Below are 25,668 nucleotides of genomic sequence, written 5' to 3'. Positions count from 1 at the left end.
TCGAAAATTATAATGATTAAGAACGATAAAGAGTTAGAAATTAATTTTATCCCTGAAGAGTTATCTGCTATCATTGTTAGAGATACTGTTCCGATCCCTTTTAATGATTTAAGGATTGAAGTAGGTAGAAATTTTTCTATAAATGCTTTAAATTATTCTGAATTTAATAAATGTCCTTATGTTCTTGTTTTATTACAAAAAGATTTATTTCAAGAAAATCCTAAAATATCTGATATAGAAAAATTTGGAGTATTAGCAAAGGTTTTAGTTTCTATTAAAATTAATGATGAACTTTATAAAGTCAAATTACGTATTATTAAAAGAGTTCAAATTAAGAAAATATCAAAAGAAAAAGATGTATATTTTGCTAAATATAAAGAGTTACCGATTACTTTTGGGGATTTGAAAGAAGAAAAAACTCTTATTAAATTAATAATGGAGAAAATAGCTTCTAATATTAATCAACTTTTTTTAATTTCAGAAACTACTTTTTTAAAACAAATAAAAGATGGAATTACAACTGAAAAAGCCGCAGATTTAATTATTTTTGCTTTAAAAATTGAAGAAAAATATAAATATAAATATTTAAAAGAGCCTAATTTAAACAAAAGACTTATTTTAATTTTACAAGATATTGAAATAAAATTAGATTGCATAGATTTAGAAAATAAAATTAATGCAGAAGTCAAACGTAGTATCGACGAAAATCAAAAAGAATTTTATTTAAGAGAAAAAATGCGCGCCATTCAAAATGAGTTAGGTGATAAAGCTAAAAAAGAAGAAGAAATAGAAGAATTAAGAAGAAACATTAATATTTCTAAAATGCCTAAAAATATAAAAGTTAAAGTATTACAAGAACTTTCTCGTTATCAATCGATTTCTTCTAATTTGGCAGATTCCTTTGTTATTCGTAATTATTTAGATTTTGTTATCGCTTTACCTTGGGGAAAAATAAGTAAAGATGTTGATGATTTAAATAAAATAGAAACAATTTTAGAAAAAAATCATTACGGTTTAAAAAAAGTCAAAGAACGTATTATAGAATATGCAGCTGTTAAAATAATGACTCAAAAAAATCCTCAAACTATTATTTGTCTTGTAGGTCCTCCTGGAGTTGGAAAAACTACTTTGGCTATTTCTATAGCTGAAGCTTTAGGTCGTAAATTTGTTAAACAATCTTTGGGTGGTTTACAAGAAGAAAGCGAAATTAAAGGCCATAGAAAAACTTATGTTGGAGCAATGCCAGGCCGTATTTTAAGTGGTTTAAAAGATTCTGGAGTAATGAATCCCGTCTTTTTATTAGATGAAATAGATAAATTAGTTAATAATTATCAACATGATCCTGGTTCTTCTTTATTAGAAGTTTTGGATCCGCAACAAAATGAAACTTTTACAGATTTTTATTTATCAGAACCTTTTGATTTATCTAAAGTTTTATTTATAACAACTGCTAATGATTTAAGTAATATTTCAGAACCTTTAAAAGATCGTTTAGAAATTATAGAATTGAATTCTTATACAGAACAAGAAAAAGTAGTTATCACTCAAGAACATTTAATACCTAAACAGTTAAAAGGTCACGGAATTAGTGAAAAAAATTTTTTTATAGATAAAGAAACAATTCTTTTTTTAATTAGACATTATACTAAAGAATCTGGAGTTAGAGAATTAAATCAAAAAATTGCCACTTTGGTAAGAAAAACAGTTAAAGAAATTTTGCTTAATAAAGTGAAACAAATTAAAATAGAAGCTAATAATATTGAAAAATTTTTAGGAAAAATTATTTATCAACATTTATTAATGAATAATAAAGATCAAATTGGAGTTGTAAACGGATTAGCTTATACTTCTTTTGGCGGAGATATTTTACCTGTCGAAGTTACTCATTTTAAAGGTAGCGGAGAATTAGTTTTAACAGGATATTTAGGCAAAGTTTTAAAAGAAAGCGCAATGACATCTTTTAGCTTTTTGAAATCTAATGCTGAAATGTTAGGTATCGAATATAGCGTTTTCAAAAATAATGATTTTCATATTCATTTTTTAGAAGGAGCTATTCCTAAAGATGGTCCTTCGGCTGGCATTACCATAGCTACTTGTATTTTTTCAGCTATTCAAAAGAAATTTGTTCGAAAAAATATTGGAATGACTGGCGAAATTACTTTAACCGGCTCTGTTTTACCTATAGGCGGTTTAAAAGAAAAAGCTATCGCCGCTGATAGAAGTGGATTGAATGTTATTTTTATTCCTAAAGATAATTTAAAAGATTTAGATGATATTCCTGAAGAAGTTAGAAAAAAAGTAGAAATTATTGTTGTTGAAAATGCTCAAGATGTTTTTGCGAAAGCTTTAATTTAATTTGAAAAAGCGAGGTTTGTAACAATGTCATATTTAACAGCTTATTATATGTATATTAATTGTGTTTTAATAATTTTAGGAGTTTTATTTACTACAGAAAAAAGTATAATAGATATTTTTTCAGAACAATACGGAAATCATAGACCTGATGGCACGCAAGTTGTTTTGAATCGTTTTATTTTTTGTTTAGTTTGTATTTATTTTGTTAATTCTTTTTTATATTTGCAACATACTTTAAAGTCTTAGAAAAAATTATTTTTTTGTTTTATTTTTATTTATTTATGATAGCATATTTTATATATTGAAAAAATAATATTAAAAAATATATTTTGGTATTATTTTGATTATGTGTTTTTATAATTAAATTATTTTTTGTGCAGAAAAGGAGTTGATTAAATGATTAAGACTATTGTTCGCAAAGAAGAAACTTTTGATGAAACTTTACGTCGTTTTAAACGTGATGTTTCTAAATCAGGAAATTTAGTGCAAGCTCGAAAAAAAGAATATTATATTAAACCAAGTACAGAAAGAAAAAACCGTAGAAAATTTTCTAAAAAAAATATTAAATTTTAATAAAAAATTCACCTATAATTTATCAGGTGTTTTTTATTTTTAATAAGGATTTTATCGATTTATTATTAAAATATTTTTTTATATTTAGTACTTTAAATATTAATAACAATTTTCAGAAAAGAAATCATTATAGATGATTATTAAAATACATAACACAACAAAACAAAAAATTCAAAATTTTAAAAAAATTTTGATTTATATTTTTGATTTTATAGAAGACACGAAAAAAATCAATGTTATTTTTATAAATAATAATAAAATGCAAGAAATGAATTTTTATTATCGCCAAAAAAATTATCCTACTGATGTTTTAACTTTTCCGAATACAAATTATGATGATTATTTAGGAGATATCTTTATTTCTTTAACTAAAGTTTTTGAGCAAGCTCAAAAAATAGGTCATAGTTTAGAAAGAGAAGTTGCATTTTTAGTTATTCATGGCTATCTTCATTTAAAAGGATATGATGATGATACCGAACAATCTTTACAAGAAATGATCGATATACAAGAAGATATTTTAAAAAAACATAATATTGTTTAGTAATTTAACATTATTTTTGATTATTAATAGAATTTTATAATCTTTTTGTTCTAAAGGGAGGTTTGTTGTTTGTTTAAATCAGGTTTTATTACTATGATAGGTAAGGCTAACGTAGGCAAATCTACTTTATTAAATTCTTTGTTAGAACAAAAAATTTCTATTACAAGTGATAAACCTAATACTACAAAAAAGAAAATTCTAGGTATTTGTAATAGTCCTGATTATCAATTGATTTTTGTAGATAATCCAGGTCTAATATATAAAAAACAAAGTTTTTTAATTTCTAGAATGAATTTTGTAACTTTCAAAAATATTCAAGAAGTCGATGTTATTTTGTTTTTGGTTGATGAGGAATGTAGTCAAAGGGACAAAGATATTTTGACTTTTATTCAAACATATAATAAGAAAATTATTTTAGTTATTACTAAAATGGATCTTTTCAAAAAGAAGATTTTAATTGATAAAATTATTTTAAGCTATTTAAAATATTTTTCTTTTGAAGCTATTATCCCTTTGTCTAGTGTTAAAGATCAAAATTTAAACATTTTGAAAGAAAATATTATTTCCTTACTAGACGAAAGAGAACCTTATTTCTCTCAAGATGTTGTTACTAATCTTTCGCAAGAAGAATTAATATCAGAATTTGTAAGAGAAAAATTTTTTTATTATTTAGATAAAGAATTACCGCATGTTTGTTCTGTTTATTTAGAAAATTTAACTTATAGTAAAGATTTAGATTCTTTAACAATAGATATTTTAATTTTAGTTTCGAAAGTTAGCCAAAGAAAAATTTTAATTGGAACTAATGGTGCCACATTAAAAAAAATTCGGATTACTGCTGAAAAAGATATTAAGAGATTTTTGAAAAAGAAAGTTTCTTTAAATTTATGGGTTAAAGTAGATACGGAATTGAATATTAGAAAAAAAGTTTTTCATTCTCCTTATGTTTCATATACAAAATAATAAAAAAATATAATGAAAAATTGGTTATTAAATTATGTGCGAAAATATAAACAATATTTCTTTCAAAGATATCGTTAGTTTTATGAAACAAACTGGTTTTGTTTTTCCTGGTAGCGAAATTTATAATGGTTTAGCTAATAGTTTTGATTATGGTCCTTTAGGTAGTTTATTAAAACAAAATATTAAAAAAGCTTGGATCAAAAAATTTTTTCAAGAAAATGAAAAAAATGTTTTGTTAGATAGTTCTGTTATTATGAATCCTAAAATTTGGGAAGCATCAGGACATTTATCTTCATTTATAGATCCTTTAGCTGAAAATAAAGACGATAATAAACGTTATAGAGCAGATAAATTAATTAAAAATCATGATCCTCAGATAAATGTTGATAGTTTAACTTTCCAAGAGATGACAGATTATTTAATTAAACATAAAATTTTAGGAACTAAAAATTGGGCTTCTGTTAAAGAATTCAATTTATTATTTAAAACTTCACAAGGTGTTGTTTCTGAAAGCTCTCTTCCTTTATATTTAAGACCAGAAACTTGTCAAGGTATTTTTGTTAATTTTAAAAATATTTTACATTCTACTCGTAAAAAAATCCCTTTTGGTGTAGGTCAAATTGGAAAAGCTTTTCGTAATGAAATTACTCCAGGTAATTTTATTTTTCGTACTTGTGAATTTGAACAAATGGAATTAGAGTTTTTTTGTCATCCTAAATCATATTATGAGTGGTTTTGCTTTTGGAAAGATTATTCTTATAATTTTCTTTTACAATTAGGTTTTAATATACATAATTTAAAACTTAAAGATTATAACTCTAATGAATTAAGTCATTATGCCAATGCCACTACAGATATTTTATTTCGTTTTCCTTGGGGATTTGATGAATTATGGGGAATATCTTCAAGGACGGATTTTGATTTGAAAGCGCATCAAAAATTTTCACAAAAAGATTTAAAATATCTAGATGTATTAACTAAAGAAAAATATTGGCCTTTTGTTATTGAACCTTCTTTAGGAGTTGAAAGATTATTTTTAGCTACTATAATTAATTTTTTACAAAATGAAAAATTAAAAAATGATACTACAAGAATAGTTTTGAAAATTCATCCTTTTTTATCTCCTTATAAATTAGCTATTTTTCCTTTAATAAAACAAAAACATAATTTTAAAGCTAAAGAATTACAAAAAAAATTATCTTCTTTTTTTGAAGTATATTATGACGAAAATCAAAGTATAGGCAAAAGGTATCGACGACAAGATATGATAGGTACGCCGTTTTGTTGTACTGTAGATGAAGAAACTTTAATCAATGATACAGTTACTATCAGAGATCGTGATTCTTTGGAACAAGAACGAGTGTCAATTGAAGAAATTAAAAAATATGTAGAAGATAAAATAATATTTTAATTTTTTACATAAATAAACAAATGTTCGAATTAATATAAGAAATTAAGTCTTATGAATAATGTAAATAATAATTTGTTTGAGATATTAAATAAAAAAATCCTCATTTATGATTTAATTATTAAAATGGGAATTGTTGCGAAAAAACAAGGCAAAGGTTTTTTCGCTTTGTGTCCTTTTCATAAAGAAAAAACTCCTTCTTTATCTATTTCTCCTGAAAAAAATATTGCTTTATGTATGGGTTGCCGTAAAGGCGGCTCTCCGGTTAAATTTTATTCTCAATTAAAAGATATTCCTACGTCAGAAGCGATACAACAATTAGCTAAACTTTTTAATATTAATTTGCCTAAACAAAAATTAAAACCCGAAGATCCTTTAATTTCTATTTTAAAATCAGCTAATGAATTTTATCAAAAAGCTTTGTTATTTATCTTAGATAGAAAAGAATTTTCAGAGCATCCTTTATTAAAATATTTATTCGAAGACAGAAAATTAAATAAAGAATTAATTAAAGAGTTTGGATTAGGTTATTCTCATAAAAACACAAGTGCTTTAATTAAACATTTAGTTGGAAAACTTAATTATAAATATGAAGATATTTTAAAATTAGGTTTAATTTCTAAAAAAAATGATTCAGATAAATATTTTGATTTTTTTATTAATCGTTTGATGTTTCCCTTGATCGATTTAAACGGGGAAATAGTTGGTTTTTGTGGACGTTCATTAGAAAATAATCAAAATCAAACGCAATTTAATATTCCTAAATATTTATTTAATGGTCATTGTAAAAAAGAAAATTTGTTATATCGTTTTTTTGAACATCAAAAAGATATCCAAAATAAAAAAGAAGTTATTTTATGCGAAGGTTTTTTTGACGTTATAGCTTTTTATAAAATAGGTATGAAAAATGTTGTCGCTAGTTTAGGAACTAATTTGAATCGAATTCAAATAGCATCATTAAAAAAGGTAACACAAAATGTTACTGTCGCTTTAGATTCTGATAATGCAGGAAAAGAAGCTGAGAAAAAAATTTCTTTTTTGTTGAATAAAAATAGTTTTAGAGTTAAGGTTTTACATTTACCTTATAATTTAGATCCGGATGAATATATTTTATCTAAACAAAATAATATAAGTCTCTTAAAACAAAAATTAGAAGAAAGAACTAAAGATTATATTTTTAATCAAATAGAAGAATTTAGAAGGAAAGAGTTAAGAGACAATCAAATAAATTCAAATATTCAAATTTTATTAAAATATCATAATAGAGACAATTTGGAATATTTTCGAAATAAAATAAATGAAAAATATCAAATTCAAACTGATTTATTTTCTTTTATTTCTATTAAAGACACAAACAACGAATTATTACAAAGAAAAAAGGATAAAATTTCTTTAAAAGGAATAATTGGGAGTTATGAAAAAGAAATAAGTATTTTAACTGAATTATTTTTAAATCAAAAATATATTGATTTGGTTATAGAAGAAATTTATAAATATGAAAATATTAATGCCGATGTGATAGATTTGATTCGTAAGATTAAAGATTATTCTATGAAATATTCCAAAGAAGAAGAAAAGAAAAATGGCATAAATATTTCTAATTTTAAAAATGTTTATAAAGAATTTTTAGATCATATGTCGAATTCTGAAATAGTATATAATTTATTATTACAAGTTGAAAACAATGCTATATTTAAACAAAAAAAAAGAATAAAAAGTCAAGAATATTTAAAAGATATTTTTATTCCTTTTCAAATGAAAGATTATTCGACGATTCAACAAGAAATTAAGAAAGAAATACAGATAATTAAAGCTAAAATTAATGAAAAAAATAATAATGATGAAGATTATAGTCCAGAAATAAATAAATTATGGGACGAGTTAAAACAAAAAGAAAAACAATTATTAAATATTCAACAAAATAAATTTGAAAATAAAATAGACTAATTTTATTTTATTAATTATAAAAAATAATTATTATAAATGAATAAAAAGGGAATTTTATGAATTTAAGAAAAAATTTTAAAAAAATCTATAAAAAACATCATTTGAAAATAGAACAAGAAAATCATTCACTTGTTATTACTCCTTTCGAACAAAAGATTCAATGGTTAGAACAATTTTATAAAAATAAAGATTTTTTTAACTCAAGACTTATTAAATCCATAATTATGCATGATAAAAAATTCAAAAATAAAAGGAATAATTCTAGAAAAAAAAATCCATCTAAAAATGATCCTTTTGATAAATTATATTCAACAAATAATGATATGTATAATAAAGAAGAATCTCAAGAAGATTTAAATTTGGAACAAATTTCTAATTCTATTAAAGTAAACGATCCTGTTAAAATGTATCTTAAAGAAATAGGTCAAATTCCTTTATTAACTTTAGAAGAAGAAAAAATAAAATCCAAAATGGTTTATGAAGGGTTAATAGCTAAAAAAAAATTAGAACAATATAAAAAACAAGAAATAGAATTAACATATGAACAAGTACAAGAGATAAATAAACAGATAGAAGATGCTGAAAAAGCTAAAAATAAATTAATCGAAGCTAATTATCGTTTAGTAGTTTCGATAGCCAAACGTTATATAGGAAGAAAGATTTTATTTTTAGATTTAATTCAAGAAGGCAATATGGGCTTGATGAGAGCAGTCGATAAGTTCGATTATACTAAAGGTTTTAAATTTTCTACTTATGCTACTTGGTGGATAAGACAAGCGATTACAAGAGCTGTATCTGATCAAGCTAGAACAATTCGAATTCCAGTTCATATTATTGAAACAATGAATAAAATTTCTCGTTGTTTAGGAAAATTAACACAAGATTTATTACGTAAAGTTGATAATCAAGAGTTAGCTATGAATATGAATATCAAAAAAAAGAAATTGTGGATATTCAAATGATAGAAAAAGAAACTATTTCTTTAGAAACATCAGCTAGAGAAGAAGTTGATTCTTCTTTAGGAGATTTTATCAATGATCCTAATACTATTTCTCCTCATGAATATATGTTACAAGAAATGTTAAAAAAGACCTTAGATGAATCTTTAGAAGAAGTTTTAACAGATAAAGAAGAACAAGTTTTAAAAATGCGTTATGGCCTTACAGATGGACATATTTATACTTTAGAAGAATTAGGTAATAAATTTGGAGTTACTCGCGAGAGAATTCGCCAAATAGAAGCTAAAGCTTTAAGACGTTTAAGAAGCCCTTCTAAGCAAAATAAATTAAGAACATTGTATAATAATATTATTAAAAAATGAAAAGACTTCTTTTTATCGCTTCTCTGTTAAAAGGTTACAATATAGTTATTGATATCGGCACAGATCATGGTTTAGTTTTAAAAAAAGCATTAGATTTAAAATATATTAAAAAAGGAATTGCTTGTGATAATAAAATTAAACCTTTACAAAAAGCTTTTGAAAATTTAAAAAATTATCCTGTTAAATTTTATTTAAGTGATGGTTTTGATAAAATAAATGATGATTTTGATTTAGCTTTGATTTGCGGAATGGGTCCGCATACTATTTCGCAAATTTTACAAAGATCTCCTTATAAAAAAAAATATTTTTTATTAGGTTGCCAAGGAAAAATTAATTATTTGATTGATTGGTTAAATAATAATAATTTTGATATTTTAGAATATTATAATTTTTATGATAAATTTAGTTATATTTTTTTGAAAGTTTTTCAAAAAGGATAAAAAAATTATTTTTGTTAATAATAAAATGAAAAAAATAAAATTTTAAAGTATAATATAAGTTGATTCCATAAAAAGTTTGAGTAGCTCAGCTGGATAGAGCAACGGCCTTCTAAGCCGTCGGTCGGGGGTTCGAATCCCTTCTCAAACGCCATTATTTTTATTTTAATATTGAATATAAAAATTTAAGAAAAAAAGTTCTTTTATTATCAAATAAATATTTTGTTAAAATTTTTATTTGATAATAAAAAAATAGGAGATATAAAAACATGGCTGTTCCTTTTAGAAGAATAAGTAAAACTGCAAAAAGAAAAAGACGTACACATCAAAAATTAACTAAACCTAACTTAATTGTTTGCCCTGATACTCATAATTTTACTTTATCACATCGTTTAACTGCAAATAGCTCTTATTATAAAGGTAAATTAATTTTAATTAAAAATAAAAAGAAACAAAAAGAAGTAGAATAAAAGATATATTTTTTTGTTGAAATAAAATATTATATAAAGGAAATTATGAAATGAAAGGAAATTATGAAATGAAAAAGATGACTACTAATGAAATTAGACAAATGTGGTTAGATTTTTTTGTTGCAAAAGGACATTATTTAGAAAATTCATCTTCTTTAATTCCTGACTCTTCTGATCCTAGTTTATTATGGGTTAATGCGGGGGTAGTTCCTTTTAAAAAATATTTTGATGGTTCTGAAAAAGCTTTTTGTCCTAAAATAGTTAGCATTCAAAAATGTTTAAGAACAAATGATATTGAGAATGTAGGACAAAATTCTATTCATCATACTTTTTTTGAAATGTTGGGTAATTTTTCAATAGGCGATTATTTTAAAAAAGAAGCGATAGATTTTGCTTACGAATTATTGATATCTGATAAGTGGTTTGCTTTTTCGAAGGATCGTTTGTATATTACTTATTTTTATCAAGATCAAGCTACATATGACTTATGGTTAAAAAAAGGAATTGCTTCAGATCATTTAATTTCTTTAAAAGATAATTTTTGGGAAATAAGTGAAGGACCTTGCGGTCCTTGTACTGAGATTTTTTTTGATCGTGGAGTTGAGTATGATCAAAGAGGTTTAGAATTACTTTACAAAGATATTTCTAATAATCGGTTTGTAGAAATTTGGAATATAGTTTTTTCACAATATAATAGTGAATCAGGGAAAAATAGAGAAACATATCTTGAATTACCAAGTAAAAATATCGATACTGGTTCAGGGTTGGAACGTTTAGCTTGTATTTTTCAAGACAAACAAACTAGTTTCGAAACAGATCTTTTTTTTCCTATTATTCAAAAAATTAGTTTTTTAAGTAAAGTTGAATATTCGAAACACAAAGAAGCTTTTAGAATTATCGCTGATCATATCAAAACTTTAGTTTTTGGTATTGGCGACGGGGTTTTATTCGCTAACGAAGGCCGAGGATATATTTTAAAAAAACTTTTAAGAAGAGCTTTTACTAAAGGAAAAAAATTAGGTTTTCTAAAACCTTTTTTATTTAAATTAGTTTCTGTTGTTATTGATATAATGAGAGAATTTTATCCTTATTTAATTGATAAAAAAGAAATTATTGAAAATATTATCCAAACAGAAGAAGAAAAATTTGTTTTTAATTTAAATAAAGGTCAAAAATTATTTTTTCAATTAGTTGAAAATAATACTCTTTCAGGAGATAATTTTTTTAAACTTTATGATACTTATGGTTTTCCCGTGGATATGATTTATGAATATGCTAAAAAAAATAATATTCATATAGATGAAAAAAAATTTCAAGTTTATTTAGAAGAACAAAAAAAATTATCTCGTGGCGTCCAAAATAATAAATATAGTATGAATAAACAAAATGATCTTTTTTTAAATTTTACTGAAAAAAGCGAATTTGTAGGTTATAATAAGTTTTCGATTCAAACCAAAATTTTAAAAGTTTTTGACGAAGGCATTGTTTTAAAAGAAACACCTTTTTATCCTGAGATGGGCGGCCAAATTTATGACGTAGGAATGATTGATAATTTAGTAGTAGTTAAAGTTACTAAATTACCAAATCAACAAATTATTCATCAATTCGATCGTTCCATTTCTCCATTGATAAATTTTTTTATCGAAGGGCAAGAAGTTACAGCTTCTATTGATATCTTAAAGAGAAAAAAACTTCTTGTAATCATACAGCTACTCATCTTTTATATGATTCTTTAAAATTAATTTTAGGAGAACATGTTAAACCAAGAGGTTCTGGTTTAAATTCTGATTATTTGAGATTTGATTTTGATCATTTTCAACATTTATCTTTTGAAAATTTAATAAAAATAGAAAACAAAGTTAATGAATGGATTAATCAAAAACATCCAGTTATTATCCAAGAAACATCTTTATTAGAAGCTAAAAAAAGAAAAGTTCAATTTTTAGATAATACCAATTATCCAGATAAAGTTAGAATAGTTAAGATTGGTGATTTTTCGCTTCAACTATGTGGCGGCACACATGTCGTTAACACAAGTGATTTAAAAAAATTTGCTATTGTAGATTATAAAATCATTGGCTCTGGAATTTATAGAATAGAAGCAGTTACTGATTCTAACTTATTTTCAGCTTTAAATAAAAAAATAGAACCTTTTATCTTAGAAGAAAAACAAATTTTTGCTAAAATAGAAGAAATACACAAAGATATTTATTTAGAAGAATTTTTATCAAAAATAAAAAGGATCGCTATTCAGAAAAATTATAAAGACAGTTATGCTTATATTCAAAATTATAAAAATTATTTACAAGTTTTAAGAAAAGAATTTAGTGAATTTAAAAAACAAATTTTACAAAAAAGAAATGAACAAATTATAAAAAAAGCTAAGCAATTTATTCCTGACAAAATAGAGCCTTATTTAATGATTGTTGTCGGTAATCATCACGAACTGACAAATAATGACTTAAAAGTGTTGTTAGATCATCTATTTAATATATTAAAAGTAGATTTTTTATGCTTATGTCAAAAAAATTTAGATCAAGTTTTTATTTTATGCAAAAGTAAAATAATTCATGTAGGTAATTTTATTAAAAAAGTTGTTAAAACAATTAATGGTAAAGGTGGCGGCAATAAAAATTTTGGTCAATTAACTAGTTATGAAGTCGATAGATTTCTTGAATTTAAAAATAATTGGAAAGTGTTTTTATGACTCAAGAAAATGTTTTTTTAGGATTAGATTTAGGAGAAAAAACGTTAGGTATTTCTGTGTCTGAATCTGGTATTATTGTTAATAATTTAAAAACAATTTTTTTTCGTACTAATCAATATCAAGAATTAATTGAGCCTTTAAAAACAATTATTGAAAATTTTAAAGTTACCACAATAGTTTTAGGTTATCCGAAGCATATGAATAATGATGTGGGAGTTAAAGCTCAAATTAGCATTGATTTTTCTAAAAGACTTAAAAAAAATTTTTCTTCCGTAGAAGTTATTTTATGGGATGAACGTTTATCTACTCAGCAATCATATCAAGTATGTCGTTTAAATAATCATAATAAGAAAAAAATAAAAAATTTAAAGGATCAAATAGCGGCAGGCATTATTTTGCAAAATTTTTTAAATTATCGTAATAATAAGTTTGTAAACAATAGTTAGAAGATTTTTATATTATGAAGAATGAAAAAGAAAAATTTTTGCAAAATATTAAAATATATGCTTTAGAACATAATATTCCTATTATTCATGATGAAACTCTTATATTTTTACAAGATATAATTAAAAAAAATAATTTAATTAATATTTTAGAAATAGGAACGGCTATTGGTTATAGTGCTCTTGCTATGAATAATGACAAAAATAATATTCAAACTATAGAAAGAGATTATAATAAATATAAAATAGCTTTAGATTTTTTTCATGAAAAAAAATTTAATATTGAATTTATTTGGTCAGAAGCTCTTTTTTATCAACCTAATAAAAAATATGATTTAATTTTTATTGATGCCGCTAAAGTTCAATATCAAAAATTATTTGAAAAATATAATATTTTTTTAAATGAAAATAAATTTGTTATATGTGATAATTTAAATTTTCATAATTTAGATATTAATAATCCTAAAATTTCAAGAAGTACTAAACGTTTAATCCAAAAAATTAATGATTTTAAATTTTTTTTAAAAAATAATTTTTTGTTTGAAACAACTTTTTTGGATATAGGAGACGGTATTAGTATTTCACGTAAAAAAGTATTATAAGGGATTAAATAAGGAAATAAATATAAATGAATAAAAATAAAAAAAATTATGAGTTAACACAATCAGGAGTGGATCAATTAAAAGTAGAATTAGAACATCTTATAAACGTTAAAAGACATGAAAATTTAGAAGCCATTAAAGAAGCTAGAGAACAAGGTGATTTAAGCGAAAATGCTGATTATAGCGCAGCTCGTGATGAACAAGCTTTTATAGAGACTCGTATTTTAGAAATTCAAAATATTTTAAAAAATGTTAAAATTATTGATACTTATAGTACAAATAAAGAAATTAATATTGGTAAAACAGTTACACTGCAATTTTTAGATAACATGAAAGAACAAACTTTACATTTAGTAGGTGTTTTAGAAGTTAATCCTTTTATGAATAAAATTTCTATCGAATCTCCGATAGGCCAAAGTATTCAAGGTTATCAAGAAGGAGACCAAGTTTTAGTTAAAACAGAAACAGGAAAAAGTTTTAAAGTAAATATTTTAAAGGTTGAATAAAATGATAACTAAACATAAATATTTGCCTAATTTTTATTATGAATCTGTTTTTGATATTCCTTATGATAATTTTTTTTATAAAGATAAAATCAAAGTATTGTTTTTTGATTTAGATAATACTTTATTAAGTTCTAAAGAAAATGAATTAAATTTAAATATTCGAAAATTATTAAAAAGATTAAATAAACGTTTTAAAATTGTAATTATTTCAAATGCTTCATTTAAAAAAGTTCATTATATAGCTAAAAATAATAATTTAGATTATGTATATTTAAATTTTTATCATAAAAAACCTTCTATATGGGGTTTTGAACAAGCATTGAAATTATTTAATTTTCGTTTCGAGGAAGTTATGATGATAGGTGATCAATTAAGAACTGATATCGCAGGAGCTAACAAGATGAATATTATTTCTGTTTTAGTAAAACCTTTAGATAGAAAATATGAATCTTTTAGAACTAAATTAATTCGTTTTTTAATAGAAAAACCTTTTATCAAAAAGATAAAAAAAATTAATTTAGAAGAATATCGAAAAAAATTTCAAAATTTTATTAAATCATAAAAATAATTATCATGAATCCGTTAATAGAGCAAATTTTAAAAAAATTAAAAGAAAACTTTCGAAATGATGATGAGAGATTAAATCATATCTTAAGTGTTTGCAGAAAAGCAGTTCAATTAGCTCGTTTTTATAAAGTTGATATTGAGAAAGCACAAATTGCTTCTTTATTACATGATTATACTAAAAACGAATCATTAGAATTTCATTTATCATTATTAAATAAAACGAAAATTAATAAGTATAAACAAGCTCCTTTTATTTATCATGCTTTTAGTGCAGCTATTTGCGTTAAAAAAGAATTTAATATAAAAGATAGACAAATTTTAAACGCTATTCAAAAACATGTTTGGGGCCATATCAACATGAGTAAATTAGATAAAATAATTTTTATTAGCGACAAAATAGAGGATAATAGAAATTATCCGAATGTTGATTATTTGCGAAAATTATCTTTAGAAAATTTAAATAAAACTATTTATTATTTTTTAAAATTGACTTTTTCATATTATAAAGAAAATAATTTTACAATTTTCTCTGAACAATTAAAAGTTTTTGATTTTTTCAAGAATAAAGTAAAAGATTTGATTGATAACGAATAATAAAGTATGTTGTATATTATTTCTGGAAAATATAAAGGTTTTAAAATTAATTCTGTTTCTTCTATAAAAACAAGAAGTACTTCACATGCATTGAGAAAATCTTTATTCGATACTGTCGGAGAGTTTATTAAGGAAAGTATTGTTTTAGATTTATTTTCTGGATCAGGAGCTTATGGTTTCGAAGCTTTAAGTAGAAATGCTAAACAAGTTTATTTAGTGGATAATTTTTTGCCAGCTTTCCAAATTATTAAAAAAAATATGAAAAAATTAAATTTACCAAAAGAACAAATTAAATTATTTTATAATAATGCTTTTCAAATGTTGAAAAAATTTAATAAAGAAAATTTAATTTTTGATCTCATTCTTTTAGATCCTCCTTATTTTTTTAATTCATATTTGCTTTTATTTTCATATTTAGAAAAAATTACTCATAATCAAAGTTTAATTGTTTTTGAAACCCATTCTAAAACTTTATTACCTTCACGACAAGATAATTTTGTTTTATTTAAAGAAAAAAAATATGGTACTAAAAAGTTATATTATTATCGTAAAAATTATTTCCGTTAATTTTAATTATTATTTATTTTTTTCATTATATTATAATAATAAGTAGAGTATTTTTATTTTTTGAAAAAAATGAATATTTGAAATAAAGAAAGGTTAATATTTATTGTTTATGTCTCAGACTGTAGCTTGTTTATTATTGTTAGTTTTAGGTATTATAATAGGAGCTGTATTGATGTTTTTTTGGTTTAAAAAGTATTTACAAAAAAATCCTCCTATTACAGAAAGACAAATTAAAGAAATGTTTAAACAAATGGGAAGAAATCCTAGCCAAAAACAAATTAAACAGATTATGAACAGTATGAAAAATAATAAGTAAGCAGAGAGGACATTTATGACTTATAGTTCTATAATATTTTTTGTTATTTTTATTACATTTATTTTGATTATTATGAATATTTTTTATGAATTTAATGAAAAAAAAAGGATTAAAAAATATTTATTAAAATGCGATCCATTAGAACAAAATCTTTTAAAATCTATTTTGACAGAGAATAAAACAAAAGAATTTACTTTAACTAAAGATCATTTGATTACTAAAAAATTTATACATCTGAATATAGTTTTAAAAATTAAGGATAACGAAGTTAATAAAAGTAAATTTATTTGTCGTTTAAATATAAAGGTTTTTAATTTAATTTCGAATGATGTTTATTTAAAAAAAATCTATTTATAAAAAAAATAAAAAAGGATTTTAAAAAGTGACCGAATTGAAAATTATAGCTTATCATGACGAAAAATTTAAAGATTTAGGTATTATAAAAAATGGTTTAAAAACTAGGCTAGCTTCTGCTTTAATGAATAGCGAAGAAGACTACAGTCGACCTAACGAACTATTATCTTTATCTTTGATTTGTTGTTTTTATAAAACAATTAAAGCTATTGCATCTATTAGAAAAAAAGATGTCGCGGGCGAAATTAAAGTAAAAATTTTGTGCAATACTTTAAAAGACGAAAAAGGGTTTTATTTTAAAATTGATTTGTTTTGTGGTATCGAAAATTTATCTATTTTAGAAACTAAAGAACTTATGGATTTAACTCATCAAAAATGTCCTGTTTCAAGAATGTTTGATGCATATTCTCATTTTATTTTAAAATCCGTTTTATTCGAAGAAATTTAAAAATATAAAATTTATTAAATAAAATTTTTTTGTAAAAAAAATATATTTTTTGTTTTTAATATTTAAAAAAAGTTTTTTGATTTATTAAAAAATTTTTTGATATTATTAAAATATTTCAATTTATGAAATATAATTTATTTTAAATAATTTTAAATATTTGTTCATTTAGTGATTTTTATATTTAAATTTTATATTTATTTTATATTTAAAAAATTAATAATTGGTATAATATTTAATTATTATGAAAGAAGAAAAGAAGAGTTTTTTCTTTTTCTCTTTGATAATAAATTATATATTTATTATCAAAGAGAAAACACCCTTTAAAACCCTTTTTGATTTATATAAAGATTTTTAAGGGTTTTAAAGCCCATTAAAAAATAAATTTAGTATAATTATTTTGAATATCGAAAGATTTAATTGAAAATAAATTAAAAATCCAGTTATTTATTAACTGGATTTTATTTTTGTCAATTATTACAAATTAAATTTTTTTATATAGTTTCAAAGTTTCAATATTAATCTCGATTCCGAATATACCAAAATATTTTTTAAAATATATTAATCAAAATTATTCAAAAAGATTTTTAGGTTCAAAATATAAACAATTTTGGCAAATATTACTTAAAGGTTTCTTTTTAGCAAAAAAACCTATTTGATGTATAGGATGAATATTAGTAATTTGTTCTATTTTATTTTTCAATGCATAAATATGTTCATTATTTATTTCTGGCCCCCATTTACATTCGAAAGCTTTAATACCTTCTTTAGTTCTACATAATAAATCAATTTCTATATTAATATTTTTTCTTTGCAAAATAAATCTAGATGTTTCACCTCGATATTTATATATCAAGAAATCTTTACAAATTTTTTCGAATTCCCATGAAATAAAAATTTCTAAAAAAGGTTCGATTGTTTTATTATAAAAATCCTCTTTATTATCGTACATATATTGATGACGGTAATATTGTTTAATAAAACGATAATAAAATTTTAAAAATTGATCTTTGATATGATAAAATGTTTTTTTAAGATTTTCTTTTTCTCCAAAACAAATATTTTTGTCGATTATTTCTAAATTTGACATTTTTTTTAAATAATAAGAAGTTTTGCTAGTATTTTCTTCTATTTTTTGACTAATTTTGGATAATTTAATTTCTTTTTTATCACTCATAACATCTAAAATATTTAAATAAGGGGCTGGTAATCTAATTTCTTGCATCAAATTAGTGTAAATTTCATTTTCTATTGAATCTATATTTGGTATACATATTTTCATAATATTTTCTTTAATGCTTTTATTTTTATCTATTTTATTAAGATATAATGGTAAGCCGCCGAAGACACTGTAAAATCTAATTTTATCTTTATAATTAGCATTAGGATAAAATAAAGACGCTTCCAAGTAAGAAAAAGGTTTAATTTTTTTTTTATAAGTAACTCTTCCAAAAAGAGCTTGATTATAATTATCCATTTGTTCCATTAGTCTCATATGACTTCCAGAAATAAATAATTTAATATTACTTTGGTTTAATTTATGATCAACAATATTTTGTAATATAGTTAAAAAAGATGATTCAGAATCTATTAAATAAGAAAACTCATCAATTACAAAAATTAATTTTTTTTGTTGACTCTTTTAACTATAAATTCGAATAAATCATAAAAATTGTCAAAAAGGATATCGGATTCTTTTAAAAAATTAGTGATTTCACGACTTAATCTTTTTAAATTAGCTTTAAGTCCTGAACGATCAGCCACAAAATAAAACCCTTTATATTTTTTTATAATTTTTTGTAAAATAGTTGTTTTTCCTATTTGTCTTCGGCCATAAATTAAAGCGAATTCAAATTTAGAAGTTGATATTAAATTTTCTATTTCTTCTAATTCTTTTTTTCTTCCGATAAACATTTGATTCTCCTATTTATATTAATAAACAATTAAATAAACTAATATATTATATTATACATTTTTTATTTCAAATAAACTTAATTTTAAATTAAGTTTATTTGAAATTAAGTTTATAAAAATATTAATTTTTATACAAATTATTAAAATAAAAATATTTAAATATTTTCAGATTTTATATAAAACAATAACCATAATAAATAAATATAGAAAAGAAAAATTTACTATAAAATGTTATAATTTATATAATAAGATATTTTATTTAAAAATAGTTTATGGAAGGATAAATTTTTATTTATCAACATACTAAAAGAATTAAAAATTTGAAAAACATAATAGATTATAATCATTTTAAATTGAGTTTAATTTATGGGTGTACAAAAATAGAAAAAAGATTTTTAAAAAGAAATTAATAAACATACATTTTCTCATCTATAATCGTTTTTAATAAAACAAAATCAAAAAACATTCTAAATAAAATAGTTTTTTATTAGTGGGTAACATAAAAAACATAAATAATTTCAAAATAATATTACATTTAGAAGTAGATATTATCATTAAAACAACTCAAAATTTATGTTCTTTTAGAATGCAAATAGTCTAATAAAAAACATTTATAACAATTAGAAATAAAAAAATACATACAAAAAAATATTTTCTTATGAAAATATAATTTCAGTTTTTTTTCTAAACAAGGTTATTAAAAGGACATATTTTACAATAAAAAAATAATTTACTATATATTTCGGAATATTTATATTAAAATAAAAATAAAGATATATAAGATTTTCAATTCAATTTATAAAACATTTCGATAAATTATAAATAAATATTAATAATTTAGATAAAAAAATATACTATATTTTATATTTTGTAATATTCGGAAAATAAATAACATCAAATAATAAAAAAGGAAATATATTAAATGTATTCATATAATTTTAATAATATTATTAATTATTATAATAATTCTCATAAAGAAAAAACATATTTAAAATTTATTTTTTATTTTAAATATGTTTTATATTTTTTTCGAAAAAATAAATTAAATTTGAATCATTTGATGGTTTAATATGAAAAATAATAATTATCGTTTGTATTTTCCAATTTTTAAAAATCATAAAAAAAAATTTATTTATTTCGATTCTGCCGCAACTTCTTTAAAACCAAAAGAAGTTATAGACGCTATTTTTAATTTTTATAATTATAACGGTTTGAGTTATAAATCTTTTGGCCCCCTTTCTCTACAAGTTGAACAATTAATTCATGAAACTAGAAAACAAACAGCTCATTTTATTAATGCTAGTTGTGCAGAAGAAATTATTTTTACTAAAGGAACTACTGAATCTTTAAATTTATTAGCTCACATTTTAAGTCAAGATATTGAAGCTGACAGTGAAATTATTACTTCTGAATTAGAACATAATTCTTCTATATTACCTTGGATGAAAATTGCTAATCAAAAAAAAGCTAAATTAGTTTTTGTTCCATTGAACGAAGAAAACAAAATCACTTTTAGTAATTTTAAAAAAGTTTTATCTTCGAAAACTAAAATTGTAGCTTTAAATCACATTTCTAATACTTTTGGTTACGAAACTCCTATCAAAGAAATTATTCAAGAAGTTCGGAAAGTTCGAAAAAAAAAAGCTTTAATTATTTTAGATGCTGCTCAATCTGTGAGTTTTAAAAAAATAGATGTTCAAGATTTAGATGTAGATTTTATAGCTTTTTCAACTCATAAAATGTATGGTCCTTTTGGTTTAGGAATTCTTTTCGGCAAAAAGAATCTTTTGGAAAAGTATAAACCTTTTTTTATAGGTGGGGGTAATATTCAAGATGTTAATCATCACAATTTTACTATTCAAAATTTGCCATATAGTTATGAAGCAGGAACTCTGAATATAAGTAGTATTATCGCTTTTCAAAAAAGTTTAGAATTTATTCAAAGAATAGGATTAAAACAAATTCAACAACATAATAAACATATAATTGAGCAAATTACTTTTCAATTAAAAAAAATACCCCAAATTAAAATTTTTAATCCAAATGCGGATCATATTATTAATTTTAATTTAGGTAATATTCATCCTCATGATGTAGAAGAATTTTTAATATCTAAAAATATTTATGTTCGAACAGGAAAACATTGTGCAGATTTAGCTATTAAAAAAATAAATCAAACAAGTACAATTAGAATTTCTGTAGGAATTTATAATAATTATGAAGATATTGATATTTTAATAGATACATTAAAAAACATAAATAATTTTTTTAATTAATTTATCAAAAATAAGATTAATTCGAAATTTATTCTATTAAATACTAAAAATAATTGTTCTAAATTTATATAAATGTCGGAATTAAACAATTATTATTATATTTGTTTATATTATTTTTGTGAAATGTTTTTTTATAATTTTAAATTATTTAATAAAATAATAATATTTTATTTAAAACATATTGATATTATTTTTTACAATGAATAAATATATTCATTTTATAATATTAATTATATTACTTTTATCTGATAAAGATAGTAAAGTAGTTATTTTGTTTTTTAAAAGAAAAGATATTAAATTAATTTAAGAAATTTTTTCATATCTGTTGTGGATCTGTTGATTGGTAAAAGAATTTTATCTTGGTTCGTCGAATTATCTGTTTTGTCTACTTCAAAAATAGGCAATCCTTTTACTAATTTAATGTCTTCTGTTTTTGTTTATAAAAGTAATTATTTATTGCGAAAACAGAAAAAATGGCGCAACATAAACAAATTAAAGCAGTTAAAATTATTGAGATTTGATTTTTATTTTGGGTTGTCATTTGGATATTTTTTCTCTTTCTTTTTTTATTTTATCTTTTGTAGTTGATAATAATTTTTATAATAAATAAATTAATACTTATAATTATTACAAAAAAAAAAAAAAACAAATTTTACGTGTTTGAAAATAAAAATTAAAATTTATTGTTTTATTTTCTTATATAAAAAAATTTTTAGATTATTTTTTGTTTATTTTGTATATTACTATTTTAATTTAATCTCATTTTTGTATAAAAGAATTTTTAAAAATTAAATAATTTTTTAAAAAAATGATAAAAAAATAAAACCTAATCAATTAATGATTAGGTTTTATTTTTTTATATTAAATATAATTCACATTATTTTAAAATTTATTAAATTATTTATTTTAAAAAATTCTTTTTAATTTTATAATTTTTTGTTTAATTATTTTTAAAAAAGAGCGTTTTATTTATTTTAGATTGTTTTTAAACTAATAAATCTATCTCTTCTTTATTAATAGTTTCTTTTTCTAATAATAAATTAACTATTTTATCTAATAAAGATTTATTTTCTTTAATCACTTTTTGACATTCTTGATAACATTGATCTATTATTTTTTTAATTTCTGTATCAATCGCTTTTTTATCAGAAAAATCAGAATCTTGAGAAACACCTAAATCACTCATTCCATATTTAGTCACCATTAAACTAGCTATTTTAGTAGCTTGTTTAAAATCCTCACAAGCTCCATTAGAAACATCGTCAAAAACTAATTCTTCAGCTACTCTACCGCCTAAATAAGAAATAATATTCGCTAACATTCTTTTTTTAGAAGAAAAGAAAGTTTCTTTTTCAGGTAACATTAAATTATAACCACCAGCTGAACCTCTTGGGATAATAGTAATCTTTTGAACTTTTTGAGCGTGTTCTAATTTTAAACCAATAACGGCGTGTCCAGCTTCATGGTAAGCCACCATTTTTCTTTCTTCTTCTGTATATTTAATTGATTTTTTGGCTGGACCCATTAAAACGCGATCAATCGCTTCTTCTAAATCTTCCATAGTAATCATTTCTTTTTGATTTCTTACTGTTAAAATAGAAGCTTCATTTAAAACTGCTTCTAATTGAGCGCCACTCATACCTGGAGTTTGTTTCGCTAATTGATTAAAATTAATATCAGGAGAAATATTTTTATTACGAACATGAACTTTTAAAATAGCTTCTCTAGCTTTAACATCAGGTAGACCAACTATAAATTTGCGATCGAATCTTCCTGGTCTTAATAAAGCTGAATCTAACATATCCGCTCTATTAGTAGCTCCAACAACAATAATTCCTTTTGATTTAGTAAAACCATCCATTTCAGTTAAAAGTTGGTTAAGAGTTTGATCTGTTTCTTGAGATCCTCCTGAAAAACCACCTCTTTTACTACCTAAAACATCTATTTCATCAATAAAAAGAATGCAAGGAGAATGATCTTTAGCTTCTTTAAATAATTCTCTGACACGAGAAGCACCGACACCGACATATTTTTCAACAAATTCAGAACCAGCTACAGCGTAAAAAGGAACTCCAGCTTCACCAGCTAAAGCTTTCGCTAATAAGGTTTTACCTGTTCCTGGCGGCCCTTCTAATAAAACACCTTTAGGTATTTTAGCTCCTACGGAAGCATACTTTTGAGGTCTTTTTAAAAAATCAATTAATTCCTTCATTTCTTCTTTTTCTTCTTCATTGCCAGCAACATCTTCGAAAGTAAAATAAGATTTTTGTTTGGATGAAACTAAAGGATTGGAGTTTAATTTGCTAGATGTGTTTTTGATACTCATAAATATATAAAAGAAAAATAAAGTAGATGATATATTTCTGAAAAAATCATAAATAAAATCAGCAAATTTAGCAATTTGCAAACATATATCAAATGTGGTCGGAAAACATTCTAAATAAGATATTTTTAATAAAATTTTAATAAATAAATGAATGAAAACAAAATATATAAACAATTTTAAAAAATTTATTTTCTTAATCAGCCGTTTAAACAAAATAATTTCCTTTTCTTCCTATAAATATTTTTTTATTTATATACTTTTTATCTTTTTATATGTTTAAATCAAGTTACATGATAAACACTTTTATATAAAGGGCACAGATTTATTATATTCATAATTCGTTTCATCTTCAAAATCTTTTAATATATATTCATCAGATGGTCGCGAACCTTTTCTATAATATTTTATTATTTTGTTTTTTATTTTATTATCTTCATAATTATTATTTTCTTCTATTTTTTCTGTAAATGAAATATTCGGTTTAATAATTTCTTTCTTTATAATATTGTTGTTAACATATGAATAAGATATAATTTGTGTTATTTTGTGATTAACAGCGTTATATATCGTTTCTTTGATCAAAAGATTTTCATCATTATATTCGTTTATTTGATACGTTTTGATCGATATCGATAAATCACTTGGATTCAAATTTTTATTATTTAAGTTATTTTGTTTTGTACATTTATTATTTTGATATTCATAATTAAATACAAATGTTGTATTATTCACTTTTGCGGTTTTTTTAATCAATTTACCATTATCATCATATGTATAGTCAATGGTTTCGTAAGGAGGTTTATCTGCTTGGCCTTTGAAAAAACGCTCTTCTTTTTGTAATAAATTACGCGCATTATATGAATACTTTGATAAATCATCATCTTTTATTCTTGTTTTACTATTAGTCGTAAAAGACATTTTTCTAGATATCAATTGCCCTTGATCATTATAATCGTAAATAATATTTTGAATATCTTCTGTCGCTGGTTCATTTGGCAAATTGCTATTTTTCTGAATATCTTTTATAATTTCTGAAATAATTTTATTGTTTGATTTATCAAATTTTTTTTCATTTGTAATAGTTTGTTCTATAAACCCTTTTTTTATTTTATTAATAGATAAATCATAATATGCGGCAAGGTGTTGTCTTTGTTGTGTCTTTTGAGAATTTCTATTATAATCAATCAACAACAAAATCGTCAATATTAAAACCAATACAACAACACATGTAGAATATATAATAATTTTTTTGTATTTAATGAAATAATTTTTCAAATTCAATTTATATATAAATCCTTCTTTTTTTTATTTTTAATATATATATTATTTTTAATATATTATTAAATAATTTTACATTAAAAAAAACAAATTTAACAGTAAGTTAGAACTAGAGCCCAATATGATAATTAAAAAAATATTAAAAGGCAATGACCCAAAATAAAAGTATTTTTCAAAATCACCATCAAAAGCAATTCTCAAAAACTAATTACTAATAGTATAAAATATTTTTTTTATTTGTCAACAAAAAAACATAAAATATTAATTTTTTTTAATTTTTGTAAAGCGGAGCGAAAAAATTGCCTACAATAGGTTATTTATTTAAAAAAAATATTTATAAAAAAATAAGATCTTACATCTTATATCTTATATGTCTAGTTATCTAAATAAGATATTTTAATGATTTTTTTTAATTAGTCAAGTAATAATCTCAATTTTTTAAATATTTTTAAAAAGCCGCATTTAAGAGCTTTAAAATATAAAAAAGGACGACGGAAAGAAACCTGTTCGAAACAAGCTATATATGGTTAAGCGCGTTTTTAATATTTTACCCCCATAAAATATTAAACGTGGCCTTGTTGTTTTGCATAATCAATCGGCGATAAATAACCGTTCTTTTTGATTCTCCTTTGGTGGTTGTAATAAAATATATAATCATCTATTATTTTTATTACTTGTGGTTTAGTTAGTTTGTTTTTATTTTCTAAATAAAAACTTTCTAATTTTAAATTAGACCAAAATGACTCCATGCAAGCATT

26 protein-coding genes, 1 tRNA gene and 1 pseudogene are annotated in these 25,668 nt (G+C 22.2%); 23 read left to right on the top strand and 5 right to left on the bottom strand.

Translation table 11 applies throughout. From position 1 onward, the window contains the following. The first annotated feature begins 12 nt into the window (after positions 1 to 12). The 22 genes and pseudogenes from lon (at position 13) to JNO41_RS03510 (ending at position 17,119) form a co-directional block, all read left to right on the top strand. On the top strand, positions 13 to 2,355 hold the full coding sequence (lon, locus tag JNO41_RS03615; RefSeq protein WP_201736603.1) for an endopeptidase La: 2,343 nt from the start codon (positions 13 to 15) through the stop codon (positions 2,353 to 2,355). Between the two features lie 24 nt (positions 2,356 to 2,379). Beyond that, a complete protein-coding gene (locus JNO41_RS03610) occupies positions 2,380 to 2,601 on the top strand; it encodes a hypothetical protein (RefSeq protein WP_121463868.1) in 222 nt (73 codons plus the stop codon). A 150-nt stretch (positions 2,602 to 2,751) separates the two neighbouring features. Beyond that, positions 2,752 to 2,928, top strand: a complete 177-nt coding sequence (gene rpsU / locus JNO41_RS03605; RefSeq protein WP_432729497.1) for a 30S ribosomal protein S21 — start codon at positions 2,752 to 2,754, stop codon at positions 2,926 to 2,928. Positions 2,929 to 3,061: 133 nt separating this feature from the next. Next, a complete protein-coding gene (gene ybeY, locus JNO41_RS03600) occupies positions 3,062 to 3,469 on the top strand; it encodes an rRNA maturation RNase YbeY (RefSeq protein ID WP_121463866.1) in 408 nt (135 codons plus the stop codon). A gap of 69 nt (positions 3,470 to 3,538) precedes the next feature. Continuing rightward, on the top strand, positions 3,539 to 4,432 hold the full coding sequence (gene era / locus JNO41_RS03595) for a GTPase Era (RefSeq protein WP_121463865.1): 894 nt from the start codon (positions 3,539 to 3,541) through the stop codon (positions 4,430 to 4,432). 34 nt (positions 4,433 to 4,466) lie between these two features. Then, positions 4,467 to 5,843: a glycine--tRNA ligase gene (locus JNO41_RS03590; RefSeq protein ID WP_121463864.1), complete on the top strand. Its 1,377-nt coding sequence runs from the start codon at positions 4,467 to 4,469 to the stop codon at positions 5,841 to 5,843. A gap of 51 nt (positions 5,844 to 5,894) precedes the next feature. Further along, the gene (gene dnaG, locus JNO41_RS03585) at positions 5,895 to 7,787 is read left to right on the top strand and encodes a DNA primase (protein ID WP_121463863.1); all 1,893 of its coding nucleotides are present in this window, start codon (positions 5,895 to 5,897) and stop codon (positions 7,785 to 7,787) included. A gap of 56 nt (positions 7,788 to 7,843) precedes the next feature. Continuing rightward, a pseudogene (locus tag JNO41_RS03580) lies at positions 7,844 to 9,108 on the top strand (sigma-70 family RNA polymerase sigma factor). Further along, positions 9,105 to 9,548 carry a tRNA (adenine(22)-N(1))-methyltransferase TrmK gene (locus tag JNO41_RS03575; protein WP_121463861.1) on the top strand — a complete coding sequence of 148 codons (444 nt, stop codon included), beginning with the start codon at positions 9,105 to 9,107 and terminating at the stop codon, positions 9,546 to 9,548. The pseudogene JNO41_RS03580 and the gene JNO41_RS03575 overlap by 4 nt, the downstream one beginning before the upstream one ends. Positions 9,549 to 9,622: 74 nt before the next feature. Next, positions 9,623 to 9,699, top strand: a tRNA-Arg gene (locus tag JNO41_RS03570). Between the two features lie 115 nt (positions 9,700 to 9,814). Beyond that, on the top strand, positions 9,815 to 10,015 hold the full coding sequence (gene rpmF / locus JNO41_RS03565; RefSeq protein ID WP_121463860.1) for a 50S ribosomal protein L32: 201 nt from the start codon (positions 9,815 to 9,817) through the stop codon (positions 10,013 to 10,015). Positions 10,016 to 10,065: 50 nt separating this feature from the next. Then, on the top strand, positions 10,066 to 11,751 hold the full coding sequence (alaS, locus tag JNO41_RS03560; RefSeq protein ID WP_432729493.1) for an alanine--tRNA ligase: 1,686 nt from the start codon (positions 10,066 to 10,068) through the stop codon (positions 11,749 to 11,751). Positions 11,752 to 11,807: 56 nt separating this feature from the next. Continuing rightward, positions 11,808 to 12,722, top strand: coding sequence for a DHHA1 domain-containing protein (locus tag JNO41_RS03555; RefSeq protein WP_432729491.1), 915 nt, complete (start codon positions 11,808 to 11,810; stop codon positions 12,720 to 12,722). Next, positions 12,719 to 13,168, top strand: coding sequence for a Holliday junction resolvase RuvX (gene ruvX / locus JNO41_RS03550; RefSeq protein WP_121463859.1), 450 nt, complete (start codon positions 12,719 to 12,721; stop codon positions 13,166 to 13,168). Before JNO41_RS03555 ends, ruvX begins: the two co-directional genes overlap by 4 nt. Before the next feature lie 14 nt (positions 13,169 to 13,182). Next, positions 13,183 to 13,767 carry an O-methyltransferase gene (locus tag JNO41_RS03545; RefSeq protein WP_121463858.1) on the top strand — a complete coding sequence of 195 codons (585 nt, stop codon included), beginning with the start codon at positions 13,183 to 13,185 and terminating at the stop codon, positions 13,765 to 13,767. A 26-nt stretch (positions 13,768 to 13,793) separates the two neighbouring features. Continuing rightward, on the top strand, positions 13,794 to 14,273 hold the full coding sequence (gene greA / locus JNO41_RS03540) for a transcription elongation factor GreA (protein WP_121463857.1): 480 nt from the start codon (positions 13,794 to 13,796) through the stop codon (positions 14,271 to 14,273). A 1-nt stretch (position 14,274) separates the two neighbouring features. Next, positions 14,275 to 14,835: a YqeG family HAD IIIA-type phosphatase gene (locus tag JNO41_RS03535; protein WP_121463856.1), complete on the top strand. Its 561-nt coding sequence runs from the start codon at positions 14,275 to 14,277 to the stop codon at positions 14,833 to 14,835. Positions 14,836 to 14,846: 11 nt separating this feature from the next. Further along, the gene (gene yqeK, locus JNO41_RS03530) at positions 14,847 to 15,434 is read left to right on the top strand and encodes a bis(5'-nucleosyl)-tetraphosphatase (symmetrical) YqeK (protein ID WP_121463855.1); all 588 of its coding nucleotides are present in this window, start codon (positions 14,847 to 14,849) and stop codon (positions 15,432 to 15,434) included. A gap of 6 nt (positions 15,435 to 15,440) precedes the next feature. Next, complete coding sequence (gene rsmD, locus JNO41_RS03525; RefSeq protein ID WP_121463854.1) at positions 15,441 to 16,001, top strand: 16S rRNA (guanine(966)-N(2))-methyltransferase RsmD; 561 nt, start codon at positions 15,441 to 15,443, stop codon at positions 15,999 to 16,001. A gap of 109 nt (positions 16,002 to 16,110) precedes the next feature. Continuing rightward, positions 16,111 to 16,317 carry a YneF family protein gene (locus tag JNO41_RS03520; protein ID WP_121463853.1) on the top strand — a complete coding sequence of 69 codons (207 nt, stop codon included), beginning with the start codon at positions 16,111 to 16,113 and terminating at the stop codon, positions 16,315 to 16,317. Positions 16,318 to 16,332: 15 nt separating this feature from the next. Beyond that, positions 16,333 to 16,674: a hypothetical protein gene (locus JNO41_RS03515; protein WP_121463852.1), complete on the top strand. Its 342-nt coding sequence runs from the start codon at positions 16,333 to 16,335 to the stop codon at positions 16,672 to 16,674. A 25-nt stretch (positions 16,675 to 16,699) separates the two neighbouring features. Continuing rightward, positions 16,700 to 17,119: an OsmC family protein gene (locus tag JNO41_RS03510; protein WP_121463851.1), complete on the top strand. Its 420-nt coding sequence runs from the start codon at positions 16,700 to 16,702 to the stop codon at positions 17,117 to 17,119. A gap of 568 nt (positions 17,120 to 17,687) precedes the next feature. Here JNO41_RS03510 and JNO41_RS03505 read toward each other — a convergent pair. Together JNO41_RS03505 and JNO41_RS03500 are read right to left on the bottom strand one after the other, a co-directional pair. Next, positions 17,688 to 18,602 (bottom strand): ATP-binding protein, encoded by a 915-nt coding sequence (locus tag JNO41_RS03505; RefSeq protein ID WP_161554972.1) that lies wholly within the window; start codon positions 18,600 to 18,602, stop codon positions 17,688 to 17,690. A 134-nt stretch (positions 18,603 to 18,736) separates the two neighbouring features. After that, positions 18,737 to 19,030, bottom strand: coding sequence for an ATP-binding protein (locus tag JNO41_RS03500; RefSeq protein WP_121463849.1), 294 nt, complete (start codon positions 19,028 to 19,030; stop codon positions 18,737 to 18,739). A gap of 1,070 nt (positions 19,031 to 20,100) precedes the next feature. On the opposite strand from JNO41_RS03500, the gene JNO41_RS03495 reads away from it, so the two are divergent. Then, positions 20,101 to 21,306 (top strand): aminotransferase class V-fold PLP-dependent enzyme, encoded by a 1,206-nt coding sequence (locus tag JNO41_RS03495; protein WP_121463848.1) that lies wholly within the window; start codon positions 20,101 to 20,103, stop codon positions 21,304 to 21,306. Positions 21,307 to 22,291: 985 nt separating this feature from the next. On the opposite strand, the gene ftsH is transcribed toward JNO41_RS03495, so the two are convergent. The 3 genes from ftsH to JNO41_RS03480 form a co-directional block, all read right to left on the bottom strand. Next, positions 22,292 to 23,845 (bottom strand): ATP-dependent zinc metalloprotease FtsH, encoded by a 1,554-nt coding sequence (ftsH, locus tag JNO41_RS03490; RefSeq protein WP_236628337.1) that lies wholly within the window; start codon positions 23,843 to 23,845, stop codon positions 22,292 to 22,294. Between the two features lie 90 nt (positions 23,846 to 23,935). Continuing rightward, entirely contained in the window at positions 23,936 to 24,820 is an 885-nt protein-coding gene (locus JNO41_RS03485) for a hypothetical protein (RefSeq protein ID WP_432729484.1), read from the bottom strand. Between the two features lie 653 nt (positions 24,821 to 25,473). Continuing rightward, positions 25,474 to 25,659 carry an IS3 family transposase gene (locus JNO41_RS03480; protein ID WP_236628336.1) on the bottom strand — a complete coding sequence of 62 codons (186 nt, stop codon included), beginning with the start codon at positions 25,657 to 25,659 and terminating at the stop codon, positions 25,474 to 25,476. Positions 25,660 to 25,668 lie beyond the last annotated feature (9 nt).

Source organism: 'Prunus avium' virescence phytoplasma (assembly GCF_050916135.1).
GTDB classification, from domain to species: domain Bacteria; phylum Bacillota_I; class Bacilli_A; order Acholeplasmatales; family Acholeplasmataceae; genus Phytoplasma; species Phytoplasma ziziphi.
This window is presented reverse-complemented; position numbering and strand designations above follow the sequence as displayed.